The 23,955-nt window shown below is 39.5% G+C and carries 22 protein-coding genes; 10 read left to right on the forward strand and 12 right to left on the reverse strand.

The genetic code is table 11. The annotated features are described in order from the left end of the window. Nucleotides 1-112: 112 nt before the first annotated feature. From CSC79_RS09950 to CSC79_RS09970, 5 genes are all read right to left on the reverse strand, one after another. Nucleotides 113-2,809, reverse strand: coding sequence for a 7TM diverse intracellular signaling domain-containing protein (locus CSC79_RS09950; RefSeq protein WP_099295661.1), 2,697 nt, complete (start codon nucleotides 2,807-2,809; stop codon nucleotides 113-115). Between the two features lie 28 nt (nucleotides 2,810-2,837). After that, nucleotides 2,838-5,087 (reverse strand): TonB-dependent receptor, encoded by a 2,250-nt coding sequence (locus CSC79_RS09955; RefSeq protein ID WP_237113996.1) that lies wholly within the window; start codon nucleotides 5,085-5,087, stop codon nucleotides 2,838-2,840. A gap of 119 nt (nucleotides 5,088-5,206) precedes the next feature. Continuing rightward, nucleotides 5,207-7,456 (reverse strand): NAD(P)-binding protein, encoded by a 2,250-nt coding sequence (locus CSC79_RS09960; RefSeq protein WP_099295662.1) that lies wholly within the window; start codon nucleotides 7,454-7,456, stop codon nucleotides 5,207-5,209. 23 nt (nucleotides 7,457-7,479) lie between these two features. Continuing rightward, a complete protein-coding gene (locus CSC79_RS09965; RefSeq protein WP_099295663.1) occupies nucleotides 7,480-8,415 on the reverse strand; it encodes an acetoacetate decarboxylase family protein in 936 nt (311 codons plus the stop codon). 57 nt (nucleotides 8,416-8,472) lie between these two features. Then, on the reverse strand, nucleotides 8,473-9,012 hold the full coding sequence (locus CSC79_RS09970) for a hypothetical protein (protein ID WP_099295664.1): 540 nt from the start codon (nucleotides 9,010-9,012) through the stop codon (nucleotides 8,473-8,475). Nucleotides 9,013-9,393: 381 nt separating this feature from the next. Here CSC79_RS09970 and CSC79_RS20080 point away from each other — a divergent pair, with 381 nt between their 5' ends. After that, the gene (locus CSC79_RS20080) at nucleotides 9,394-9,561 is read left to right on the forward strand and encodes a hypothetical protein (protein WP_167850818.1); all 168 of its coding nucleotides are present in this window, start codon (nucleotides 9,394-9,396) and stop codon (nucleotides 9,559-9,561) included. Between the two features lie 142 nt (nucleotides 9,562-9,703). Further along, nucleotides 9,704-10,531, forward strand: a complete 828-nt coding sequence (locus CSC79_RS09975; RefSeq protein ID WP_099295665.1) for a hypothetical protein — start codon at nucleotides 9,704-9,706, stop codon at nucleotides 10,529-10,531. Nucleotides 10,532-10,567: 36 nt separating this feature from the next. Here CSC79_RS09975 and CSC79_RS09980 read toward each other — a convergent pair whose 3' ends face one another. The 5 genes from CSC79_RS09980 to CSC79_RS10000 form a co-directional block, all read right to left on the reverse strand. Beyond that, entirely contained in the window at nucleotides 10,568-11,146 is a 579-nt protein-coding gene (locus CSC79_RS09980; protein WP_099295666.1) for a YceI family protein, read from the reverse strand. Between the two features lies 1 nt (nucleotide 11,147). Continuing rightward, entirely contained in the window at nucleotides 11,148-11,702 is a 555-nt protein-coding gene (locus CSC79_RS09985; protein ID WP_099295667.1) for a cytochrome b, read from the reverse strand. Nucleotides 11,703-12,085: 383 nt separating this feature from the next. Continuing rightward, entirely contained in the window at nucleotides 12,086-12,919 is an 834-nt protein-coding gene (locus tag CSC79_RS09990; protein WP_099295668.1) for a ScpA family protein, read from the reverse strand. A gap of 11 nt (nucleotides 12,920-12,930) precedes the next feature. Continuing rightward, nucleotides 12,931-13,551: an L-threonylcarbamoyladenylate synthase gene (locus CSC79_RS09995; RefSeq protein WP_087531825.1), complete on the reverse strand. Its 621-nt coding sequence runs from the start codon at nucleotides 13,549-13,551 to the stop codon at nucleotides 12,931-12,933. Then, nucleotides 13,544-14,401, reverse strand: a complete 858-nt coding sequence (locus tag CSC79_RS10000; protein WP_099295669.1) for a PHP domain-containing protein — start codon at nucleotides 14,399-14,401, stop codon at nucleotides 13,544-13,546. The genes CSC79_RS09995 and CSC79_RS10000 overlap by 8 nt, the downstream gene beginning before the upstream one ends. Before the next feature lie 422 nt (nucleotides 14,402-14,823). On the opposite strand from CSC79_RS10000, the gene CSC79_RS10005 reads away from it, so the two are divergent. Genes CSC79_RS10005 through trpA form a run of 6 tightly spaced genes read left to right on the forward strand, consistent with a single transcriptional unit; the run spans nucleotide 14,824 to nucleotide 21,461 of the window. After that, a complete protein-coding gene (locus CSC79_RS10005) occupies nucleotides 14,824-16,389 on the forward strand; it encodes an anthranilate synthase component 1 (RefSeq protein WP_099295670.1) in 1,566 nt (521 codons plus the stop codon). 5 nt (nucleotides 16,390-16,394) lie between these two features. Beyond that, a complete protein-coding gene (locus CSC79_RS10010) occupies nucleotides 16,395-17,012 on the forward strand; it encodes an aminodeoxychorismate/anthranilate synthase component II (protein ID WP_099295671.1) in 618 nt (205 codons plus the stop codon). 8 nt (nucleotides 17,013-17,020) lie between these two features. Continuing rightward, a complete protein-coding gene (gene trpD / locus CSC79_RS10015; RefSeq protein WP_099295672.1) occupies nucleotides 17,021-18,088 on the forward strand; it encodes an anthranilate phosphoribosyltransferase in 1,068 nt (355 codons plus the stop codon). Continuing rightward, nucleotides 18,081-19,445 carry a bifunctional indole-3-glycerol-phosphate synthase TrpC/phosphoribosylanthranilate isomerase TrpF gene (gene trpCF, locus CSC79_RS10020; RefSeq protein WP_099295673.1) on the forward strand — a complete coding sequence of 455 codons (1,365 nt, stop codon included), beginning with the start codon at nucleotides 18,081-18,083 and terminating at the stop codon, nucleotides 19,443-19,445. Before trpD ends, trpCF begins: the two co-directional genes overlap by 8 nt. 7 nt (nucleotides 19,446-19,452) lie before the next feature. Next, the gene (gene trpB, locus CSC79_RS10025) at nucleotides 19,453-20,637 is read left to right on the forward strand and encodes a tryptophan synthase subunit beta (protein ID WP_099295785.1); all 1,185 of its coding nucleotides are present in this window, start codon (nucleotides 19,453-19,455) and stop codon (nucleotides 20,635-20,637) included. Beyond that, the gene (trpA, locus tag CSC79_RS10030; protein ID WP_099295674.1) at nucleotides 20,634-21,461 is read left to right on the forward strand and encodes a tryptophan synthase subunit alpha; all 828 of its coding nucleotides are present in this window, start codon (nucleotides 20,634-20,636) and stop codon (nucleotides 21,459-21,461) included. The genes trpB and trpA overlap by 4 nt, the downstream gene beginning before the upstream one ends. 41 nt (nucleotides 21,462-21,502) lie before the next feature. Here the strand turns inward: trpA and CSC79_RS10035 are convergent, their stop codons facing one another. Together CSC79_RS10035 and CSC79_RS10040 are read right to left on the reverse strand one after the other, a co-directional pair. Further along, nucleotides 21,503-22,081 carry a type 1 glutamine amidotransferase domain-containing protein gene (locus CSC79_RS10035; protein ID WP_099295675.1) on the reverse strand — a complete coding sequence of 193 codons (579 nt, stop codon included), beginning with the start codon at nucleotides 22,079-22,081 and terminating at the stop codon, nucleotides 21,503-21,505. A gap of 137 nt (nucleotides 22,082-22,218) precedes the next feature. Continuing rightward, nucleotides 22,219-22,488: an HU family DNA-binding protein gene (locus tag CSC79_RS10040; protein ID WP_099295676.1), complete on the reverse strand. Its 270-nt coding sequence runs from the start codon at nucleotides 22,486-22,488 to the stop codon at nucleotides 22,219-22,221. A 153-nt stretch (nucleotides 22,489-22,641) separates the two neighbouring features. Here CSC79_RS10040 and CSC79_RS10045 point away from each other — a divergent pair, with 153 nt between their 5' ends. Continuing rightward, on the forward strand, nucleotides 22,642-23,238 hold the full coding sequence (locus CSC79_RS10045; RefSeq protein WP_099295677.1) for an inner membrane-spanning protein YciB: 597 nt from the start codon (nucleotides 22,642-22,644) through the stop codon (nucleotides 23,236-23,238). A gap of 61 nt (nucleotides 23,239-23,299) precedes the next feature. Next, nucleotides 23,300-23,938: a CPBP family intramembrane glutamic endopeptidase gene (locus tag CSC79_RS10050; protein WP_099295786.1), complete on the forward strand. Its 639-nt coding sequence runs from the start codon at nucleotides 23,300-23,302 to the stop codon at nucleotides 23,936-23,938. Nucleotides 23,939-23,955 lie beyond the last annotated feature (17 nt).

A 23,955-nucleotide genomic window follows, 5' to 3' on the forward strand; every position in this document is an offset into this window, starting at 1 on the left:
CTGTGAAACGCTGAATTCTGCATAGTGAGGTAGTTTAGGTATATATTTAAGCATGGGCGTTGTTCATTGTCTTTAACAAAAGAAGAATACTGATTATTCAACGGCTAAATAGTCAGTTAGGTGTTTCTTCAACTAAGATCTCATCAATAGCGGTGAGTAAAGCCTGAACACGTTGACTATCAAAAGTAACCGAATCAGATTTAAGTAACCTATCAAGTTCAACAGCTTGTTGGTAAAGCAGCTTGCAATCAAACATACCCGCTGTCCCTTTTATCATATGAACACTTTGCGCAAACCCTTTCATATCTGCATTTTGAAACTGATTAAATAAGGTATCTCGCTGCGCTTTTAGACCACAGATATAATCTTTTTTTAGTAACTCAAATTCATGCTCTGGCAGTTTTACGTCATCAGCAATATCAATATCAAGGTAACTGGCAATTTTATGACTGAATTTTGTTCTATCGATTGGTTTAGCAATGTGATCAACAAAGCCCTGCTTTAAGTAGCGGTCCACTTCGTTTTTCATGGTGTTTGCAGTTAATGCAACTATAGGGGTAGTCAACCCCGTCGCTTGCATAATGTGAATAGCTTGCTCACCGTCCATAATTGGCATTTGAATATCGAGCAATATCAAATCAAAATGCTCATCCAGAGTCGCTTGTACGGCATCTTGGCCATTCTCTACAGCAGTGACAGTTAAACCCATCCGTTCTAAGATTCGTTTTATTAGTTGTCGATTTTCTGGGTGGTCTTCTGCTACTAGAACTTCACCCACCAAATTTCGCTGTAAATTATCAGGCGCAGTATTTTTTACCTCCTCTTTACGTATATCATCAAATGAATCAACCCAATGGGTTCGCTCAGTTGTGTATAGTGCTAAAACTAAGCAAAATTCACTACCACTGCCTACTTCTGAATGAACTGTTATTTCTCCATCTAGCTTAGTCGCTAAGTTTTTAGAAATATTTAACCCTAAGCCGGTGCCACCGTACTTGCGTGATATAGATGAATCAGCTTGATAGAAAGGCGTGAACAGCTCCTTTTGCTCTTTGTCTGTCATACCAATACCTGTATCTTTCACTTTTATTTTAAGTTTGTTTTTCGAGCAACTCACAAGCAACTGAATATGGCCAACTGTTGTGAACTTAAGTGCATTAGTTGCCAGGTTGAGAAGTATCTGTCTTAATCTTGTTGGATCACACACAATCCAATCAGGTAAAGGAAATTCATAATCAACTTTAAATTTTAAGCCCTTATCGCGAATTTGCTTACCTAACAACGACTCTATTTCAGCAATAGTTGCAAACAAGTCAGTCTCAACAAGTTCGATCTCTAATCGGTTTGCTTCTATCTTCGACATATCAAGTATGTCGTTGATTAACCCAAGTACATGGCGACTATTTTGTAAAATTACGCGTATTCCATGATTTCGCTCGTGCGGCTTTATATCACCTAAAATTATGCCATCAGCATACCCGATGATCGACGTCATAGGGGTTCGTATCTCGTGGCTCATATTAGCTAAGAAACGGCTTTTAGCCTCACTAGCATCACGTAATTCTTCAGCTAATTGCTGAAGCTCTTGCGTGCGTAGTTGTACTTTTTGTTCTAGGTTTTTGGTCAATTCAACGTTACTGTCATGTAATAAGCTAAATTTGTTCGCCACTGCAAAAGCAAGCAACATCGCGTCAAGTGAAGTACCAATCAAGCCCAATAAATACAGATCCATCGAAACAGGTTCAATTAGACCAAGATTCGTTAAATTACCAATCATATTCGGAATGGCCATAGCCAAATACGCTAAGACAAAATATCGCGCGGGTTTAAAGCCACTCATCCAACTTCTTATACCAACAACCATCCCCAAGCACAGTGTTGCACCTGTGACTAAAGTCGCCCAAATAAAACCAAAACCTGGCCACACCACTGCAAAAGGAACCCCTGCGGTTGCAAAGATACCTAAGCCAATTGATAAACTTGATAGTTTTGGAGATGTTTCTCTTAACTTAAGTAGGCTATTAAAAAATAAAATATTCGTTAGTGGAATTAAAGTAAAACCAACCCAGTGAAGATGTGCACTATAAAAACCAAATATTTGATCCGGGATATGAAAAAACTGACTCCATGCGAAAACCCAGCACGCTGTAAATAGCGCATAGTAAAGGTGCGTAACGTCGCGTGCACCAAAATAGATAAGTAAATTATATAATCCTAATGCAATGCCAACGCCAAAACAAAGCAGCATGATCATATTGTCAGAAGTAATTTTTTTAAAGAATGCGTCGTAAGGTTCAAGTACGAGTTTAGGTGGCGTATAAAAGTAATCACTTTGGAATTTCGCAATTAATATGTAAGGTGTACCTGGCGTTAATTGCACTTTATTGCCATAGTGAAATGCAAATTCGTTAGGTGATAAACCACCTGTTTCATAGCGCCTTACAGGCTGTTCAGCATCCGACATATCATAAATACGTGTTTCAATTTTTGAAAGCAACGTGTTGTACGGATAAAGCACAAGCTCATTTAAATCAGTTTTGTTCTCCAAATGAATAACAAACCAAAAGCTACCGCCAAAAAAAGTGGTTCTTGTTTGCGGCTGTTTGCCTTGCAACCACGCATCAACTTCAAAACTATTGCGAGGAAATGAGCCATTAACTACTTCAAGCACTTGGCCTTTTTGCAATAAATTAGTGTTACTTTCTTGTTCAGTGTAATTGAATAGCTCAGGCGCGCTGGCAACAACTAAGTTACTAAAAAACAAAAATAAAATACACAGTAATATTTTTAGCATTGCCTGTCTTGGCATACTGACACCTTAAATTATAAACGCGCAGTTAAAACTGATAGCTAATATCCAGCCCGTAACGTCGACCTTCACCCTTAAAATCTTCAAGCATGCCAAGGAAAGAGCTTAAATCAAATTTTAAATGGCTGTATTGTGTATCGAATAAATTTTTACCCCATAAAGCAAATCCCCAGTTATCTATTTGGTACTGAAAATTTGCATTCACGATGCTATATCCATCTTGCATCGCATAAGGGTTTTGATTTTGGTCAAAATAATAATCTGATTGATAATCTACGATTAATTGAGCTTTTAAAGGATTATTTGCTACATCTGCACTATATTCAACTCCTGCACTGAGATTCCATTCAGAGGTAAACGGCAAGCGGTTATCTGTAAGCACATTGCCTAAGGGGTCAACATATTCCTCAAACTCTGCATGAGGAATGTAACCCAGTGCAAACTTTATATTAAGCGCGTCGGTTATCCAATAATCTAATTCAGCCTCAACGCCGTAAATAACAGAGTCTGCAACATTTTCTAATAATTGAACGGGTGGACTTTGTTCAAAGGCTGAAGGTTGATTCATAAACACTTGCTGATCATTATAGTCATAGTAAAAAGCTGCCCAATTAAAACGAACACCTTGTTGTGGCCACCATGATTTGCTCCCAACTTCGTGAGCGTTTAATCGCTCCTTCTGGTAATCTGCAAGTTGAGCTTGCTCAACAGACGATAAAAAACCACCATTATAACCACCACTTTTTGCGCCATTGGCAAAACGATAATAACCGGATGTAAAATCATCTATCTTATAATTAACACCCAATTGTCCAGAAAAGCCATTATCTGATTGACTGCCTTTAACATGGTAAAAAGGAATTTCAACCCCTTTTAAATCAGTAGGGTCAACCACCACATTCAAAGTTGAAACTGAGTCATAATCGAGTGATTCATAAGAATAACGAAGACCAGCCGTGATTAACCATTTTTCGTTTAACTGATAGTCAATCTGGCTAAATGCGGCGATGCTCTGAGTTTTTATTTCATTATCATAGAAAAATGTAGCAGTTACATTTGTTGGCAAAATACCACGATAATCACGCAAAATATCATTAACGTTATTCTGCCCTATAGACTCATCAGAAAAATAAAGGCCCGTTGTTAAAAAGTGTTCACCGAGTTTTGACTGTAAGCGCAGTTCTTGAGTCACAAGATCAGTGTCTAAACCTAAGCTTCCTTCACACAATCTAGCGGGTGATCCGTCGCAATTAAATGCATGAAAGCGTTCGAGTGTGTTGTAGCTGGTTAATGAGATAAATTCATTGTCTGAATCCAATTGCCAATTTAAATGCGCACTCATCCCTTTTCCATCGGTTTTATGCGGTGAATTGTTATTAACATTCACAGTATAAAAGTCATCACTCCCAACATTAAATCCAAAATTATCGAAACATGCCGATGAGCCAGCTTGCGCAGGCGTACACCGCTCTCCGGTGAGCGGGTTAGCAACTATACCAATACTGCCAACTGGCTGTACGATACCATCCCAATCAGAAACATGGCCTTTAATTAATACTTGAACAGTATCAAAATCAGCTAAAAAAGAAACACGACCATTCGTTTGCTCCATTCCAGCTGTCGGGGCATCTAAATATATGTTATTGGTAGAATATTCATAGTCTTGGTGATTAAGTGCCACCCGAACAGCTGTATTCTCACTAATCGGTAAATTGAACATAGCATCGAAGCTTGATGCATTATTATTAGCACCGCCCGCTGTAATATAACCACTTTGTTCGAATTCTGGACGTTTAGAACGGATAAGGATTGCTCCCCCCGTAGAGTTACGCCCAAATAATGTTCCTTGTGGACCACGCAAAATATCAACTTGCTCAATATCGAATAGGTTAACTATTTGATTACTTGCAGAACCTACAGCAATGTCATCGACATACATAGCCACTGGCGATGTATTTGCCGTATTATAATCAACCAAGCCTACACCACGAATATTAACAGCCGGTGGCGTACCTTCTGCTGCATTTTGGCTAATTTTTAAATTTGGCGCAAACACAGACAGCTCTGTAGAATCTTTAAAATGCTGTGTTTTAAGCGCATCGCCTTTTACAGTACTTATTGCGATACCAACGTCTTCAATTTTTTGCGCTCTCTTTTGCGCATAAACCTCGATAACTTCCATATCACTTTTATGCAGAATATCATCATTTTCAAGAGCTTGAGTATAAAGCGGAAGAATCAAACCTGATGAGCATATCAACCATATGTTTTTTGTCATAAAGTAACCTTGGGTATAAATGTGCAAAGACCATATTCAAATATGTATGTAAACATACTGTTATATGGCCAATTATAGACTAATCCATCGACTAAAACCGCTGTGATAAGAAAGATTAATTAATTATTACTGGGTTCAAAGGCATTTTCCCCACTTATGTTTTCAGGATAGTTACATATTGCCCGAGAAGTTTGCATTCCTGCCATAACCGCCGCTTCAACACAGCCCGCATTTACGCCCGTTTTTATCCAGTCCCCGGTAATAAATAGGTTAGTAAATTTAGTTTCATTGGTTGCCAGCCTATATTTACTTGAACCTGCCACAGACAAAACATAGCGCTCACTCGGATCGACGTTGACACGCCAATATTGATCGTCAATAGATGATTTATCAACTTGCCCTGATCCAAATAGTACTGACCAATCGAATTTTTTGTGCTGATAAGCCAATGGCCATAACGGCTGCATATTATTTTTTAGCATGCTTTCAAGGTTTTCTTTAACCTGTGCTTTTGCACTTACTACGAATTCATGATCGCTCTGAGGTGGGTAGTCATCACACGGAAAAGCACTGCAAAAATAAGCAATATTTACAGGTGAAGAGTTCAGCGGCCATTGCTCTTTGTCAATTAAGTTTGACATTGCAGCCCATGTATCAAAAGGCTCGCTAAAACCACTTAATATAGGCCCCTCTTCACTGGCTGGCATATATTGCCAGCCTAACTGTTGATCTGTTTTTGTCAGCCATAACTGTGCTGCTTGCGTTGCCACGGTTTTAACATTATTAGCTTGAGCAAGAAATGAACTATCTATTTCTAATAGTTCAGGGCAAATATGTTCCAGTGATGCCACAGAAACACCCAAAATAACTTTGTCAAAATCATCAGTAACTTTTAAGGTTTTACGTGGTAGCGGCCGACCATAAAAGGCTTGGTATTTTGCCGGCCAGTCACTCCAAAATGATTCTAAATTTATATTATTTTGCTGTAATAAAGCAGCTTGCTCTGAATTTAATTGATCGTAAAGTGGCTCACTTGGCCAACACGGCAAACTTTTTATATTTACCAGAGGTTGGTATTGCGCTGTTGAATTTAATGATACTTGTTGTTGTAATTCAATTGTATTTACAATGTACTCGCCTTGAGCATCAAGACTTGGAGTGAGGTTTTGTAGTTGATGAAAATATTCAAACTTAACGCCTCTTTTTTGTAGCAACTCATAAATGGGCGCGAAAATCACATCCCCCATTCCTGCTTGCATCTTCCACATTACGCCACCTCGGTAACACAAGGCTATACGCAACATAGCAAGTGCAGCAACACCCGCCTCAACATTAGGCTTACTAAAGTCGCCCTTTGGATAAGCAAATACGAGATCGTAAAAACCACGCACCGGTGCAGAATTTACACTGTATTGCACATTTGCGCCGTTTTTTGTTAGCCACTGCCTAAAATCGTATTTATTAATTACACCAAACCCATCACGGTATACTTTATCTCTTACAAGACCAACCAACATAGCGATCGCTAAATCGGCACAAATATATAAGCGTCTTAAATCTGAATTATCGTCTAATAAATCTCTGATTTCGCTATTTAACCAACGCTTAAGTTTCCTAACTATGTACCAAATAACAAGGCCGTCTTTTTTTTCATTCCCTTGTGGGTTTAAGGTTTCCTGCCCATGAACAAAATGATTGAGTTTAGTAATTAACAAACTCGGAGTTGAGCTTATTTCATGCGCCTGTTGTTCGATATCTTTGCTAAATTGTTGCCAAGCTTCTTCTGTATCATCTACTAAATCTTCTAACTGCTGTTGTAAATGACGTAATAGAGATTTATCGCGTGTTTTTTTCGTTTTTAACTGCGTGCTTTTATTAGCATTTGAGGCTTTACTTTGAATGTCAGTTATCCATTTTTTTAGCCACGCCAGCGTCATTTTTACAAAGTCCCACGCTGTAATATCAAGGCTACCTTGTGCTGGGTTGCCTGGAAGTAAAGGAAAGTCTAGAGGCCAAGTTTGCCATGTTGAGTCAATGTATTCTTCAAGCGCAACAAAACTGTGTGGCTTCAAAGCCTGTTGCCAGGTTGATAATGAGCAACTTTCTGGTCTTTGCAATTTATCATATACAGTTTCGATGGTTTTAAAGCTATTAACATAAGCCCCAAACCAAACGTGCAAACCATGTTCCTCTATCCGTTGTCCATACTTTGCATTTCGCCCGCTGGCTCCTTTACCGCCTAAACGCCAACCTTGTTGATATACCGTAATACTCCTGTGTTGCTGCCAATCGTCTTGCTCTGTCAGATAGAGCGCAGCAGTCATAGCCGACACACCGCCACCTATGATAACTATTTTTTCTTGGGTCATATTATTTCCTTTAATAGGTCGCTTTAAAGTTGGCTTGCCGGTAGCTGATCAAAGTCCATTTGAATATAAAATGGTAGGTGTAGAGGTTGATTCCCTAGTTTTAAACCAAACATATCGGCAAGAGGAAAACTGTCCAACTGATTGATATTTAATGTAAAGTCTGACTTTAAAAGTTTTAATTGATGTACCTTTTTTATCTCAGATGCTGAATGCATTACTGATTGGTAAACTGCATTCTCGCCTTCCCCATCTGGAAATTGCTTGAATAGAATTTGATCCATTTGTGGGTTAATAAAGCCTTTAAGCAACTGTTTAATCAAAGATAGATCAATACCAAAATGACCACTTTCGAAAAGGTTCGCTACCTGATCTCCAAAGTCATCAAGTGCAGATAAGAATGAGTTATCTTCTTTATTAACCGTTTGCTTAATAGAAAACAATTCATGCATTTGTAATTTTGAATTTGGTGAGAAGTGTTTGAAACACGCTAAAGAAATCGAAAATGGCGAAAGTGCTGATACTGAGTTTGGCATTTCATATTCGCACAAATACTTATTGTAGCCCCATGTTTCTCGGCCATTAATCAGTGCGTAAATATTGTTAACGCATATAAAAGCAGGATACCAATATAGGTGACTTATATCACCGTGTTCAACTTTGACAACAGGCAACCAGATAATGATGTCGGTCTCTTGCATCCACCCTTGATTATCAAAAGGAGGGGTAACCGACGCTATTTTTTCAATATCGGTGAAGGTAATGAGTACAAACTCTCCTAAAGCATTAAAAGTCGTCGCATCTGGGGCAGCCTTGTTGAGTGTGGAATCAATGTATTGTTGTACTTTTTCTATTTCAATTTCGGCAAAAAAACCATACATATTTGCGTTGGTCATTCTACATGGTGGTTTGGCTATGGGATTCGATAAAAAGTGTTGATAAGGCACTGTTGATTCAATCATGATACTTAAATTCCATGTAAAATTTAAGTATAGCTGTAATAATTAATTTGTGATGTTTTAAGATAATAAATATCGGCAAAGTTGTTGATAACCAGCACTATTAAACCCTTTAGACAGTGGATTCATAAACCCATGTTTATAATCAGTCGCTGTGCATATTATTTGTTTTTGCGCACTCAAGTTATTTATCACGTGCTGAATATCAAAATGTTGCTCATTCGCAAATATAAATTCACATGGAATAGGAGAAATAATATCAAGGTAATGACGAACTTGACTTGGGTAGAATGCAATAAGCTTTTTAATGTGGGGGTTATTTACGTGCGCTATACTTCGCCAAGCCGCTGCACCACCAGCACTAAAAGCAATTACCGTCGTTGCATCTGCAACATTCGCAAAAATGGAATTAAGCTTATTAAGATACCCGTCATGATTACATTTGATCATGAAGTGCGTGTATTGTTGGCTATCATCAGTGACTGTTTGTAGTTCACCATTGTAAGGGTCAATAATGAGATGCTCAGTATTGAACTGCTTAGCAAAATGAGAGAGGTGTGCTGTTTTCCCAAAAATATCACTGACAAAAATGTATTTCATTTCTTAAAACTACTGCTAATTAATTGTACTTACCCAAGAAAGATACAATGAAAACCACTCAAACTCCAGATAAATTTAAATTAAGCTTGTAAAGCTAGAAATTAAAATGTAATATTATTCCTTGGCTATAAAAAAGCCCTAGCGGTTAACCCCTTTACCCTGATCCAGTAAGCCCGCAAATACGTATATTATAAAGCTAAGTTATCGTACGGCGAGAACCCTAATTCAGAATACGTCATATTTTTAGATATGTTCGCATAAATGTCATAAAGATCGTCAACACTGTAATGAAGCTAAACACAACATGGTCGTCTAATTGTGCTTTTGAGCTAATAAAAGATTTAGCAGCACAAAGATAACAAGAAAAAAGTGAGTTTTATTATGTCTTATAGTTATAACGGATCTATGATCCAAATTGCCCATCCGGTGCAATCAATTTCAGTGAATAAACAACGTGTTATTTTTTCAGACACACAAGGTCTTAAAAATGCCTTATTCACCAAAGCAAGCGATGCACGTCAATTTGTTAAGTGGTTAAAAGCTAACTAATCAATATTGATATGTTTTCCAACACGATATTCGCCAGCATCTGCTGGCGTTTTACTTTATCAAGCTAAAATTATCCTGCTACACTAATTAAATGAGCCTGTAATTTAGTAGTACTTATATGTTTCGTAGCATTTTACTTTCCATGTTTCTTTACGCGCTGCCAGTGTCGGCCACAAGTAATACTATCAATTGGGTTGTCGTTGACTTTGCCCCATATTACATTTTATCTGATCAATTCATCGGCACAGGCAGAGATGAAAGTATCATTTCATTATTAGAACAAGAATTACCCAGCTATACTTTCAATCGTGTTATCTTCCCCTCCAGCCGAGCACTGCTCGAAGTGTCAAACCCTAATAAAACCTATTGTATGCTTTCACTTTATCAAAGTGATCACCGCCGCCAACATATTACCTTCAGTGAAGAAAGCTCTACACTCGGTTTATCACCGTCTGTTGCAATACATAAAAACTTAATCGATAAGTTGGAATTGGATCAACAAATACCCCAGTCGTTCAATTCTTTGTTAAACAATAAAAAGCTCACTTTGGGTATTTCAATGAGTCGCTCATATGGTCTTGAAATCGATAAAGTAATTAATAATAGTGCCGATGCATCTATCATAATCCGCCCTGGTAGAGATACACTTTCAAGCCTCACTTATATGTTGAACAAGCAGAGAATAGATATATTGTTAGGCTACCCGAGTGAACACTTTTATATGGCTAAAAAGATGGGCTTCGACACAGAGTTAACTCAATTACAACTGCAAGAGGCATCAGATTTTAGCTTGGGTTATATTGGATGCACCAATACTGACCAAGGTAAGGAACATATAGCATTACTTAATAAGGCCCTTATGAAGGTAAAACAAACTAACGCATATAATGATATTTTACTTCGATGGCTACCTGAGCATTTAAAACCTATTTTAGCCCACCACTTACACAAAAGCGCCTCACGAAAATGAGGCGCTTGTTCTAATATATACGACTAAAAGATAAGATTACTTCTTAATGCCTTCAATATATAAACCGATATCCACGTGTGTAGATGCTGGACCTAAATTATAATCAATTCCATAGTCTGCTAACTTGAGGCTTGTTTCGCCTTCAAACCCAACGCGATAACCACCCCAAGGGTCCGTCCCTTCACCAATTTTATCAATTTCAAATGTAATCGTTTTCGTAACGCCGTGCAGTGTAAATTCACCGGTAACATTCGCTTCATCGCCATCATCATCAAACTTTATTGATGTGCTTTTAAAGCTCGCATTTGGAAATTTATCAACATTTAAAAAATCTTTGCCGCGCAAATGCTTGTCGCGCTCAGCATGATTCGAATCGATGCTTTTTGTATCAATATTAACCATGATCGATGATGTATTTGGGTTTTTAGCGTCATAGCTAAATTCACCATCAAATGTATTAAAACGACCATGTAACCAACTGTATCCTAAATGCTTAATTTTAAAATTAACGAACGCATGAGCACCTTTTGTGTCAATCACGTAATCTGCTGCTTGTGCAGCTGTGGCACCAAAAAGTGTTGCAGCAACAGCTGCAGTAACAAGTAATTTTTTCATTCTAATCATCCTTTAGTGGTTTGATCATTCTAATTAAGGTTTTATCTTTATCGATAAAGTGATGTTTTAATGCCCCAAGTGCATGCAAAATTACAAGGCCTATTAAACTACATGCTGCCCAATAATGAATTTTACCTGCAATATCCGCTTGATTTTCCACTGATAACTCAATGGCGGGAATACTAAATAACGTAAACACGTCAATTGAGCGACCATCTGCAGTTGAAATCAAATACCCTGAAATCACGATGCAAACCAGTAATATATAGATCACTAAGTGTGCGCTGTGCGCTATTTTATTAACAAGAGCGCTTGAGCCTGCAACTGGATCAGGCTGTGTACCCAATGCCCGCCATGCAAACCTAAATATAAGTAAAGATGCCAATGTAATACCCACACTTTTGTGTAAATCCATTGACCCTTTATACCAGCTATCGTAGTAGGTTAATTCAACCATATATAGCCCTAAACCAAATAACCCTATGACCATCAATGCCATGAGCCAATGAAGGAAAATTGCGACTAAGCCATAACGTGACTGAGTATTTTTAAACATGTTGAACGGCTCCTTGATTTAGTAAAACTAAGATAGCCCGTTCCGAATAAAAAGAAAATAGCGAACTACAAACAAGTTATGTGCGTATATGCACAACTCAAGTTATGAGTTTTATTTTGTGTGGGGAGTCTCAGCTGGCCTATCTTGTTTAAAAGGTGTGAGTCTACACTTGTGCATTATAATATTTATGCGACACGCTGGTTGTGTTGTAGTGTCGCTTTCTAGGCTGAGGAACTACTTGTTCGATTTAACAGAGTGAGTGCTATTTATGCGATGGGTTTTAAATAAATAGAAAAGCTTTTTATGCCCTAAGTTATGCCTGCGTTGCTCAACGTTAATTAAGTCGTTATTACACCCAAACTTTGCTTTATAAGGAACCATCACTAATTATTATCCACCAAGCCTATATATATTTGTGTGGCGGGCTCAACTTGTAAGCATGTGATCAGCCCTTCCTTTATTAGTTCGAGCATTGCAATAAAGCTGACCACAACACCACTTCGCCCCTCTTCTACTGTAAACAAGGCAGTGAAAGGTAATTGCGTACCCGCTTTGGAGAGCTTAGCCAAAATTAAGCTCATTCGCTCTCGGGTTGAGAGTGCTTCAGCGGTAATTTGATGATGTTCAAAGGTTTTAGCTCTGGCCATCACATCACTGAGCGCTAAAAGTAGGTCTTTTAATTCTACATCCGGTAATAATTGACTCGGCTCTTCTTGCTCGGCCATTAAAGCATGGGCGGTAAATATTTCTCGTCCAACCCGTGGGATTTCATCTAAGTTTTCAGCGGCTTTTTTAAATTGTTCGTATTCTTGCAAACGACGTATCAGCTCAGCGCGAGGATCTTCTTCTTCTTCCAGCTCTTCGTGTTTTGGTAATAGTAACCGCGACTTTATCTGCGCTAAAAGCGCCGCCATTACTAAATATTCTCCCGCCAGCTCAAGCTGAAATTCGCTCATCATTTCTACGTACCGAACATATTGCTCAGTGATGCTAAAAATGGATAATTCAAGAATATCTAGTTTGTGTTTTTTTATCAGATAAAGCAGTAAATCCAGTGGACCTTCAAACGTCTCTAAAATTACTTCAAGCGCATCAGGGGGAATGTATAAATCTTCTGGGGTATCAATAACCGCTTTGCCATGCAAAAAAGCCAGCGGCAACTTTTGCTGTACTGGCTGCTGAGGCTCAACAGTAGTTGAATTATTTACATCTGTCACAGTAATGTGTGCTATTCAAACGGTGCTGTGTCACCACACCCAACTCGTAGCACTTCAACATCATCTTCTGATAAATCAATCACTGTTGTCGCCTGCTCTGCTAAATAGCCACCGTGAATAATTAAATCAACCAATGGGCCAATGCGATCACGAATTTCATCAGGATCAGATTCTGTAAATTGTTCGTCAGGTAAAATCAGTGAGCACGACATCAAAGGCTCACCTAATTCAGCCAGTAATGCACAGGTAATTGGATGTTCGATTACACGGATCCCGATGGTTTTTTTCTTATCGTTTAATAACCGTTTAGGCACTTCTTTGGTACCTTTAAAAATAAACGTGTATGGCCCTGGCGTGTTGTTTTTTATTAGCCTGAATAATTGGTTATCAACTCTGGCATACGTTGATAATTCAGATAAGTCACGACAAACCAAAGTAAAGTTATGATGTTTTTCAATACCACGAATACGTTCAATACGCTCTTTAGCTTGTTTGTTTCCTAAATTACAACCGATTGCGTAACCAGAATCTGTTGGATAGACAACAACGCCACCTTTTTTAATAATATCAACCGCTTGTTTTATCAATCGTGGCTGTGGGTTATCTGGATGAATATGAAAAAAATCACTCATGTGTGTCTCCTTGTTTGCCTTCCCAAAGTTGCCAAACACCTTGACAATCTTTCGGCAAATATAAGTTTTTCCCTAATTCTAACCAACTGGTAGGAAAATGAAAATCTGAACCCTGTGAGCATAATAAACCATATTCACGGCTTAACTCACCCAAAAACTGTCTCTCGCTTGGCGCCTGTTGTGGTTGCGCAACTTCCATTGCATCGCCACCAGCTTCTTTAAATTGTAGTAATAATTTACGCAGCCATTTATTAGACATTTGATAACGCCCAGGATGCGCGATAACCGCTACACCACCAGCAGCATGAATTGCACTGATTGCAGTTTGCATATCGCACCATGTACTTGGTACGTAACCCGTTTTTGCGCGGCCTAAATACTTTTTAAATACACCCGGAATTGTTTTAGCAACACCGCGCTCTATTAATGCTCTGGCATAATGGGCACGGGTAATTTGTGCATCTTGTGCAAGCTCTTTTGCCTGCTCGTAAATACCATCGAAGCCGTTTTTTTCAAGACGCCTGCCAATCTCTTTTGCACGTTCTGCTCGCTTGTTTTGCTGCAGCAAAAGTAACGAATTTAAAGCCTCATTTTTCACATCGACGTTCAACGCAACAATATGTATTTCAAAACTTTCCCACTTCGTTGAAATTTCAACACCCGTAATTAAACTCAAAGGTAATTGTTCGCTTTCAATAAACGTTTGTGCAGGTTCAATTGCAGCCACCGTGTCATGATCAGTAATGGCAAAAACATCAATGTTTTTATCTACTGCACGAAGGAGCAATTGCTCAACACTCAATTGTCCGTCCGAATGTGTTGTATGACTATGTAAATCGTATTTTATCAAAAGAGAGGACTGCTAAAGTTATAATTGCTTAATTGTTATGAAGTATAACAAATTTTTTTAATAAATTGTTTTAAATAAACACTTGACATAAATACTACAGGTACGCTTTACTGTAGCCACTAAAGACACACTTAATAAGAAACAAAAATGATCAATTCAATCCAAAACACAATCTGGTGGTGGCACTCGTAAATTATCGGGTGACGAATTGTCGTGTCTAACACATTCTAAACCCGCTTATAGCGGGTTTTTTTATACATAAATTTTAGGGTAACAAACATGAATAACGATTTAACTCTTACACATCATTGGTGGTGGCGCCTGGCTTAGCGGGACAGTAATGGTTTATCTAAAATATAGATGTCGTTATTTAACCCCGCACAGCATAGCTTGCGGGGTTTATTTTTTTGAGGGAATGAGGTTTGATTTTTAGTCATATAACAACAGCACCGGGTGAGGTCACAAGTATCACCGAAGTCAGAGAATACATTCATAGTCCGCTAGCATTGTATGCACTGCTAGACAAAGATAATTCATTATTACTAGAGTCAGCTGAGATTGACTCTAAGGATAGTGTTAAAAGTTTAATCTTGGTTGATTGTGCGCTGAAAGTAACATGTACAGGTAAAATCGTGACTGTTACTGCGCAATCAAATAATGGGATGCAGCTATTACCTTATCTGAAAGACACATTACAAAATTGCGCAACAACTCTAAATGAACACACATTAACCATTGAATATGAAAGCACTGCTAAAGATATTGATGAGGGCAGTAAATTAGTCGCTGATAACGCATTTAGTGCATTGAGAAACTGCATTAACAATATCAAGAGCACCACAAAAAACCCGTTTTCGCTATTCTTAGGGGGCGTGTTTGCGTATGACATGGTCGCAAATTTTGAACAGCTCACTGCTGTACCCGACGGCGAGAATAGTTGCCCCGATTATGTTTTTTATTTGGCGGAAACGTTAGTTGTCATTGACCATCAAGCTAAAACAACCGAGCTTATAGGTAATGTTTTTAATGGCCCCGATGTGCATGCTAACTGCTTTGAGGTAGGTAAAAAACTGGAGCGTCTAAATAAAGTATGTGACCAAGCAAGTAATTTCACTGCCGAAAAAACAGCCGGTCAGAGTGAAGTGAGTGTAGACATCAGTGACGAGGAGTATTGTCAGCAAGTAATCAACTTAAAGAAACATATTGTTGATGGCGACATCTTTCAAGTCGTGCCTTCGCGTACCTTTTCATTACCTTGTGCTCAGCCACTTCATGCTTATAGCCAGCTAAAACAGCAAAACCCAAGCCCTTATATGTTTTATATGCGAGACAGTGAGTTTGCCTTATTTGGTGCTTCTCCTGAATCGGCTTTGAAGTTTTGTCCTATCAGTCAGCAAGTAGAAGTTTACCCAATTGCAGGCACGCGACCTCGTGGTAAATTTGCAAATGGGCAAATTAACCCCGATCTCGACAGCCGAATCGAACTCGAACTACGGAACGACCAAAAAGAGCGAGCTGAGCATTTAATGTTGGTCGATTTGGCCCGTAATGACGTAGCACGTATAAGTGTTCCCGGTACGCGTCATGCTAAAGAGCTTTTAAAAGTTGATCGCTACTCACAAGTAATGCACTTGGTCTCTCGTGTTGTAGGCACATTAAAACCTGAACTTGATGCACTGCATGCCTATCAAGCCTGCATGAATATGGGCACATTAGTGGGTGCGCCAAAAGTTAGTGCAGCTGAACTCGTTCGCAAAACGGAAGGCAAGCGCAGAGGCAGTTATGGCGGTGCTGTTGGTTATTTAACTGGTGACGGTGCTATGGATAGCTGCATTGTCATTCGTTCAGCCTTTGTAAAAAATAGTATTGCGTACGTGCAAGCAGGCGCAGGTGTAGTTCACGATTCAGATCCGCAATCTGAGGCAAATGAAACACGCGCTAAGGCTCAAGCTGTTATTACAGCTATTCAATCGACCTACCAAGGATAATAAAAATGAGCGAACGTAACATAAGCCTTTCAAGCGTAAAAATTTACTTTTTAGATAACTTTGATTCATTTAGTTATAACTTAGTCGATGAACTTTCTATGTTAGGCAGCGATTTAGTGGTATATCGTAACAACATAGAGGCTACGCTCATTTTTAACAAAATGTGTAATGAAACCAAACCCGTTATTTTGGTTTTGTCGCCGGGCCCTGGAACGCCATCTGATGCGGGCTGTTTAATGGCCTTAATTGATCTGTGTAAAGGTAAATTCCCGATGTTAGGTATTTGCCTGGGGCAACAAGCGTTAACTCAGAGCTATGGCGGTGTCATCGGACATGCTGGTGAAACCGTTCATGGTAAATCTTCAGTTATTGAATTAGCGCAGCACCCAGTGTTTGATGGAATGGGTGAACGTATGCCCGTAGCACGTTATCACTCACTCATGGCTACCGTCGTACCTGACACATTAGACGTGATAGCAAATTTCGGTTCAATTCCGATGGCCATTTTTCACAAGGAAGATAGTGCGCTTGGGTATCAATTTCACCCTGAGTCTATTTTAACGCCCAATGGCGCAGCACTACTGCAACAAAGTATGCAGTTTTTAGCTAACACAAAGCAGTAGAGGATTTTATGTCAGTAAAACAACAGCCAACAACACATAACACCCGTGCTCTTATTGATGAGTTACTCGCGCAAACATCGTTAAGTTTTAGCCAAAGCAAACAGTTGTTCAATGCAATCATGCAAGGCGAAGTCAATGAGATTGAGTTATCTGCTTTACTAGTTGCATTAAAAATCAAAGGCGAAGTCAGCGACGAGATAGCCGGTGCTGCTGCATCAATGCGTGCCAATGCAGTGCAATTTAAAACACAATTAACTCAGCTTGCAGATAGCTGTGGTACCGGTGGAGATGGCTCAAACACCATTAATATTAGTACCACTGCCGCAATTGTCGCCGCAGCCTGTGGTATAAACATGGTGAAACATGGCAACCGCAGCGTATCGAGTAATTCAGGCTCTGCGGATTTACTCAAAGCACTTGGCATTAATATTGATATGAGGCCAGCACAAGCCGTTGCCTGCCTTGAGCAAACAGGCTTTACATTTTTATTTGCCCCGCATTATCACAGTGGTGTGCGCCATGCGATGGGCGTTCGTACTACATTAAAAACGCGAACTATTTTTAATATCTTAGGACCATTAGCAAACCCTGCTGCTCCGCAAGTGCAGTTACTGGGTGTTTATGATGAAAGTTTATGTCTGCCAATGGCAAAAACACTGAAAACATTAGGAACACAACGGGCGATGGTTGTTCATGGTGCGGGCACGGATGAAATTGCATTACATGGGACAACCACTGTTGTTGAGTTAAACCATGGAGAGCTCACGCAATACACGTTAACAGCAGAAGATTTTGGTCTTGCAAATTACTCACTTGAACAACTTGCTGGTGAAGGCCCAGAATATAATGCAAAAGCTAGCCTTGCTATATTGTCGGGCACAGGCTCAGACGCACACAATGCAGCAATAATTGTGAATGTTGCGGCATTGCTCTACATGACAGAGAAAGTAGAAAGCCTAAAAGCTGGCGCACAGTATGTCAGTGATGTTTTAAAATCAGGACAGGCCTTGAACACGTTAAACGCCATTGTTGAACATAGTAATAAAGCCGAAAATTCAGAGGTAACCAATGGCTAATGTATTAGATAAAATTGTTGCAGATAAAAAAATAGAGCTCGCTGAGCGTAAAGCCAAACGACCGCTCGACAGTTTTAAATCACAAGCTATACCAACTAATCGTGATTTTTATAGCGCATTAGCAGCGCCTGGAATTCAATTTATTTTAGAGTGCAAAAAAGCATCACCTTCGAAAGGGCTAATTCGTGAGCCTTTTGACTTAGCAGAAATAACAAGTGTATATAAAAAACACGCAACTTGTATAAGCGTGCTTACTGACGAAAAATATTTTCAAGGCAGCTTTGATTATTTAGAGTTTGTACGAAGCCAAGTTGAGCAGCCGCTAATATGCAAAGACTTCTTCATTGATGAATATCAGATCTACATGGCACGCATATATGGCGGTGATGCTATTTTATTGATGCTTTCAGTCCTTGACGACAACCAATATAAATCACTTGCTAAGGTTGCTCAAAGCCTAAAAATGGCGGTGTTAACTGAGGTCAGTAATGAAGAAGAAGTAGCAAGGGCATTAGCGCTCGATGCACAAATTATCGGCATAAATAACCGTGATTTACGAGATTTAAGTACTGACTTAGCAACAACTGAACGACTGCGTAAACTTATTCCTGATGATAAAGTAGTCATTTCAGAGTCAGGCATCTACACCCATCAAGATGTAAAACGCCTAGCACCATTGTGTAGCGGCTTTTTAATTGGCAGTTCTTTAATGGCTGAGCATGATCTAGAGCGTGCGTGTCGTCGGGTTATTTTAGGCGAAAATAAAGTATGTGGTTTAACACGTAGTCAAGACGCCGTAAATGCTTACAACAGCGGCGCCGTATATGGCGGGCTTATCTTTGCAACGAAATCGCCACGCTTCGTAGATTTAGATTGTGCATTGCAAATTACGCAAAGCGCCCCACTTGCTTACGTTGGGGTATTTGTAAATTCAACAATCAATGAAGTCGTTGAACATGCTAACACATTGAAATTAGCCGCAGTGCAATTACACGGCGATGAAAATGAAGCCTATATAGACGAGCTTCGTTCAAAATTACCGTCTAATTGCCAAATATGGAAAGCGCAAGCTATCAAAGATAGCCTTCCAGCTCACGTTATTGGCGTTGACCGTCACTTATATGATACACACAGTGACAAACAAGTGGGTGGAACGGGTAAAACATTTGATTGGTCTGTTTTAAAAGAAGCAACGCAACCCTTTATGCTAGCCGGTGGGCTCAACGCAGACAATATTCAAAACGCGCTTTACCAAGGTGCTCATGGCTTAGATTTAAATTCTGGGGTTGAGTTAAGCGCAGGCAAGAAGTGCCAACAAAAATTAAATGATGCATTCAACAGCATCCGCAAATATTGAGGTAAATATGAATAATCCAGCTTATTTCGGCGAGTTTGGCGGCATGTTTGTGCCTGAACTCCTTGTTCCTGCACTTAAGCAGTTAGAAAATGAATTTAATAAATCACAAACTGATGCGGCATTCAAAGCTGAGTTTGAAAAGTTACTTAATGAGTATGCAGGCCGCCCTACACCATTAACATTAACCCGTAATTTAATTAAAAACCCAAAAGTAAAATTGTACTTAAAGCGCGAAGATTTATTACATGGCGGCGCACACAAAACCAATCAAGTACTGGGTCAAGCGTTATTAACAAAGCGAATGGGCAAAAAAGAGGTTATCGCAGAAACAGGCGCAGGCCAGCATGGTGTTGCAACTGCATTAGCCTGTGCATTACTTGGCTTAAAATGTCGCATTTACATGGGTGCAAAAGATGTAGAGCGCCAACAACCCAATGTATTTAGAATGAAGTTAATGGGTGCTGAAGTGATCCCTGTTACTGCGGGTTCTGGTACGTTAAAAGATGCAGTAAATGAAGCCCTGCGAGATTGGTCTGCGAACTATAAGGAAGCGCATTACTTATTAGGAACGGCTGCAGGTCCTCATCCCTTCCCTACAATTGTACGTGAATTCCAAAAAATGATTGGCGAAGAAGCTAAACAACAAGTTTTAAAAGCTGAAGGTCGCTTACCAGATGCTGTGCTTGCCTGTGTGGGTGGCGGTTCAAATGCGATTGGCATGTTCACAGACTTTATCGGTGAACCTGATGTAAAACTGATTGGTGTAGAACCCGCAGGCAAAGGGTTGGATACCCATGAGCATGGTGCAACAATTTGTAAAGGAACCAAAGGTATTTTGCATGGTACTTATACGTACATAATGCAAAATGATGATGGTCAAATTGAAGAGTCATATTCTGTTTCAGCGGGCTTAGATTACCCAGCTGTAGGTCCTCAGCATGCCTTTTTACATGAAACAGGCCGTGCTCAATATGTTGGTATTACTGATGAAGAAGCGCTCGAAGCATTTCAATCATTAGCTAAAAATGAAGGGATTATTCCTGCCCTAGAATCAAGCCATGCAATTGCCTACGCGTTAAAATATGCAGAACAACAAACTGAAGACACTGTCTTAGTTGTTAATTTAAGTGGCCGAGGTGATAAAGACTTATCACACGTTATGGATGTACTGTCTAAAGGAGATAATTCATGAGCCAAATTAATCAAAAAACAGACCGTTATGGGCAAACATTTGCGGCCTTGAAAGAACAAAATCAAGGCGCGTTTGTCCCTTTTGTCACTATTGGCGATCCTAACAAATCATTAAGCGTTGATATTATCAAAAGTTTAATTGATGGTGGGGCAGATGCCCTAGAGCTCGGCATTCCATTTTCAGACCCCATTGCAGATGGCCCAGTTATACAAGCGGCAAACATCCGCGCTTTGGATGTAAATATTAATACACAAGACTGTTTTGATATTATTAAACAAGTGCGTGAGTACAACCAAGATATTCCAATTGGTTTATTATTATATTCTAACTTAGTATTTAAGCGTGGATTAGAAGCATTCTATGAAGATGCCAAAGCCGCAGGGGTTGATTCTATTTTAGTTGCAGATGTGCCCCTGCATGAATCTAAAATGTTCCGCCAAGCCGCAGTGAATAATGGTATCGACCCAATTTTTATTGCCACACCCAATGCATCTGATGACACTTTACGCCAGTGCGCATCTTACGGTAGAGGCTACACATACCTGCTTTCTCGTGCTGGTGTAACTGGCACAGAGACAAAAGCACAAATGCCTGCATCACCCATTGTAACCAAACTCAAAGAATACCACAGTGCGCCGGCACTGCTTGGGTTTGGCATTTCAACACCAGATGATGTTAAATCAGCACTAGCGGCTGGGGCTGCTGGCGCTATATCAGGCTCAGCCGTTGTAAAAATAATTGAAACAAATCTTGATGAGCCACAAGCAATGCTCAATGGCTTAAAAGAATTTGTCGCTAGCATGAAAGCTGCCACCCAGCTTTAACACAGATATTGGGGGCGCATAACCGCGCCCCTAATTAAGCTTTAGTGAGCTGCGTGCTTACCCTCTATAATTTCTTCAATAAATTTTTGGTTGAACGCTGCTAAGTCTGCAGGGGTCCGGCTTGTCACTAAACCTCTATCAACGCTCACTTCTTTATCAACCCAATTTGCACCTGCATTCATTAAATCGGTTTTAATACTCGCAAACGAGGTAACAGTGCGATCGCGCAGCTTGTTTATCTCTGCTAACAACCAAGGTGCGTGGCATATCGCAGCAACTGGCTTATTTGTTTTAGCGCCAAAAAAGCCATCAATAAATGCTTTTGCATCTTTATCTTGACGAAGGCTATCCGGGTTAAATAATCCGCCTGGTAGTAGTAACGCATCATAATCATCACTGCTTACATCGCTAGCAAGCTTATCAACGGAAATTTTGTCGCCCCAAACATCTTCATCCCAGCCAGTTATTTCACCTTCTTTAATTGAGACAACTTCAACTGTTGCACCTGCATCCAATAATGCATCACGCGGCGAAAATAGCTCACTTTGCTCAAAACCATCTGCAGCTAGAATAGCAATTTTTTTACCATTTAATTGAGTACCCGTTTGTAATGTAGACATAATATCTCCTTATTTTAAAAACCTTTTCAAATAAAAAGCAGACACCATGCCAAATTTAATGCATTGAAAATATTGAATATATTTTAAAGAAGGGAATAACACCCTGTAATTGCGTAACAGGGTGAGAAGAATCTACATTACAACGCGTCTTTTAACGCTTTAGCAGCCTTAAATATGGGTTTGTTAGCACCTTCAATTTCAATTGCTGCCCCTGTTTGCGGATTGCGCCCAGAGCGTGCAGGGTAATAACTTAACGCAAATGTACCAAACCCATTCACTTGTACTTGATCCCCTTCTGATAGTGATTTTGTGATAGCGGTTAGTAAACTTGCAAGCGCTGCTTTTGAATCTTTTTTGCTCAGCTTACTGTGCGTAGACATCGCTGTAATTAAGTCTGCTTTATTCATAAATGCTCCTAAAGCCCCGCGATTTAATAACGCGGTTCAAATGGTATAAAAATCAAAAGCAGGCAGGCTAAGGGTTGTCGGGGAGTAAGTCAACCTTGTATATCCTCACATATATTGGTAAAACATCCCTTTTTTCAGAAATCAAAGTATATTATGCGTGTAGTAAGCGAATACATTCCCCTTATATTATTTTTTATTGTTTTCAAATTAGTCGATATTTACTGGGCTACCGGCGTTTTAATGGCCGCAACATTTATTCAAATTATTCTTAGTTATTATGTATACCGTAAAATACCAACACGCCAATGGCTTGTGTTCACCCTTGCCATCGTACTTGGTACACTCACCTTACTCTTTCACGATGAACAATTTGTTAAGCTAAAAGCCACCGTGATCTATGCTGCCATATCGGTCGCCTTGGTATTTAGCCGATATATTTTAGGTAAAAACATCGTTAAGAAGTCGCTAGGCCCCGTATTACAAACAGCCTATGCCAGTAAACAACCATTGAGCATTCCTAATACTCGGTGGGATGTACTTAATCTCTTTTGGGCTTTTGTCACAGCATGTATTGCAGTACTCAACCTCTATATTGCCTATTACTGCTCGTTGGATTTTTGGGTCAGTTTTAAAGTATTTGGCCTCATGGGAATGACATTTTTGAGTATTTTGACCAGCATCATCATGGTGTATAAATACTTACCTGACGAAGATGACAAGCCAACACTAAATGATAAAAAGCACCAATGATGTAATAAAAATGTCGTTTTAGCTTGTTAGCCTTATTTGCAAACCCAGAACCGAGATGACCTTGAACGCCACGCAATACCGATGGTTTGAATTTACCCTAATCTTTATCGTATTACCTTTATTGGGGTTTACACTTAGAGCTTACTTAGCAAACTGGCTTATACCCGCACTTATTATTTTAATGAGTGTGTGCTGTATGTTATTACTCGGCGACCCTCAATTTAAACGCTTTAGGCTCACGAGCTTAGGTCAATTCAGTGCAGTTAAACGGCGCTTATTTAGCTTTTTTTTTATCGGCGCATTATTTTCTGGGGTATTCTATTCGATAATGAATCAAGGTAATTGGTTTGTTATGCCCAGAACATCATTAAATGATTGGTTATTATTACTTGTCCTTTATCCTTTGTTATCTGTGTTACCGCAAGAGTTGATTTTCCGAACCTACTTTTTTCACCGCTACAAACGAATCATGCCCCATAAAACAGTTCGTATTTTCACCAGTGCATTTGTATTTGCACTTGCGCATGTTGTTTATGCTAATTGGGTTGCAGTGCTGCTCGCTTTTTTAGGGGGGCTTTTATTTTCTTATACCTACGCACAGAGCCGCTCAACATTTGTTTGCGTGATAGAACACAGCCTATGGGGATTATGGATGTTTACTCTTGGGGTAGGTCAATATTTAGATGCAGGGGCATTATAAAACGCGCTTTAATGAAG

It is taken from the genome of Pseudoalteromonas sp. 3D05 (genome assembly GCF_002723455.1).
GTDB lineage: Bacteria > Pseudomonadota > Gammaproteobacteria > Enterobacterales > Alteromonadaceae > Pseudoalteromonas.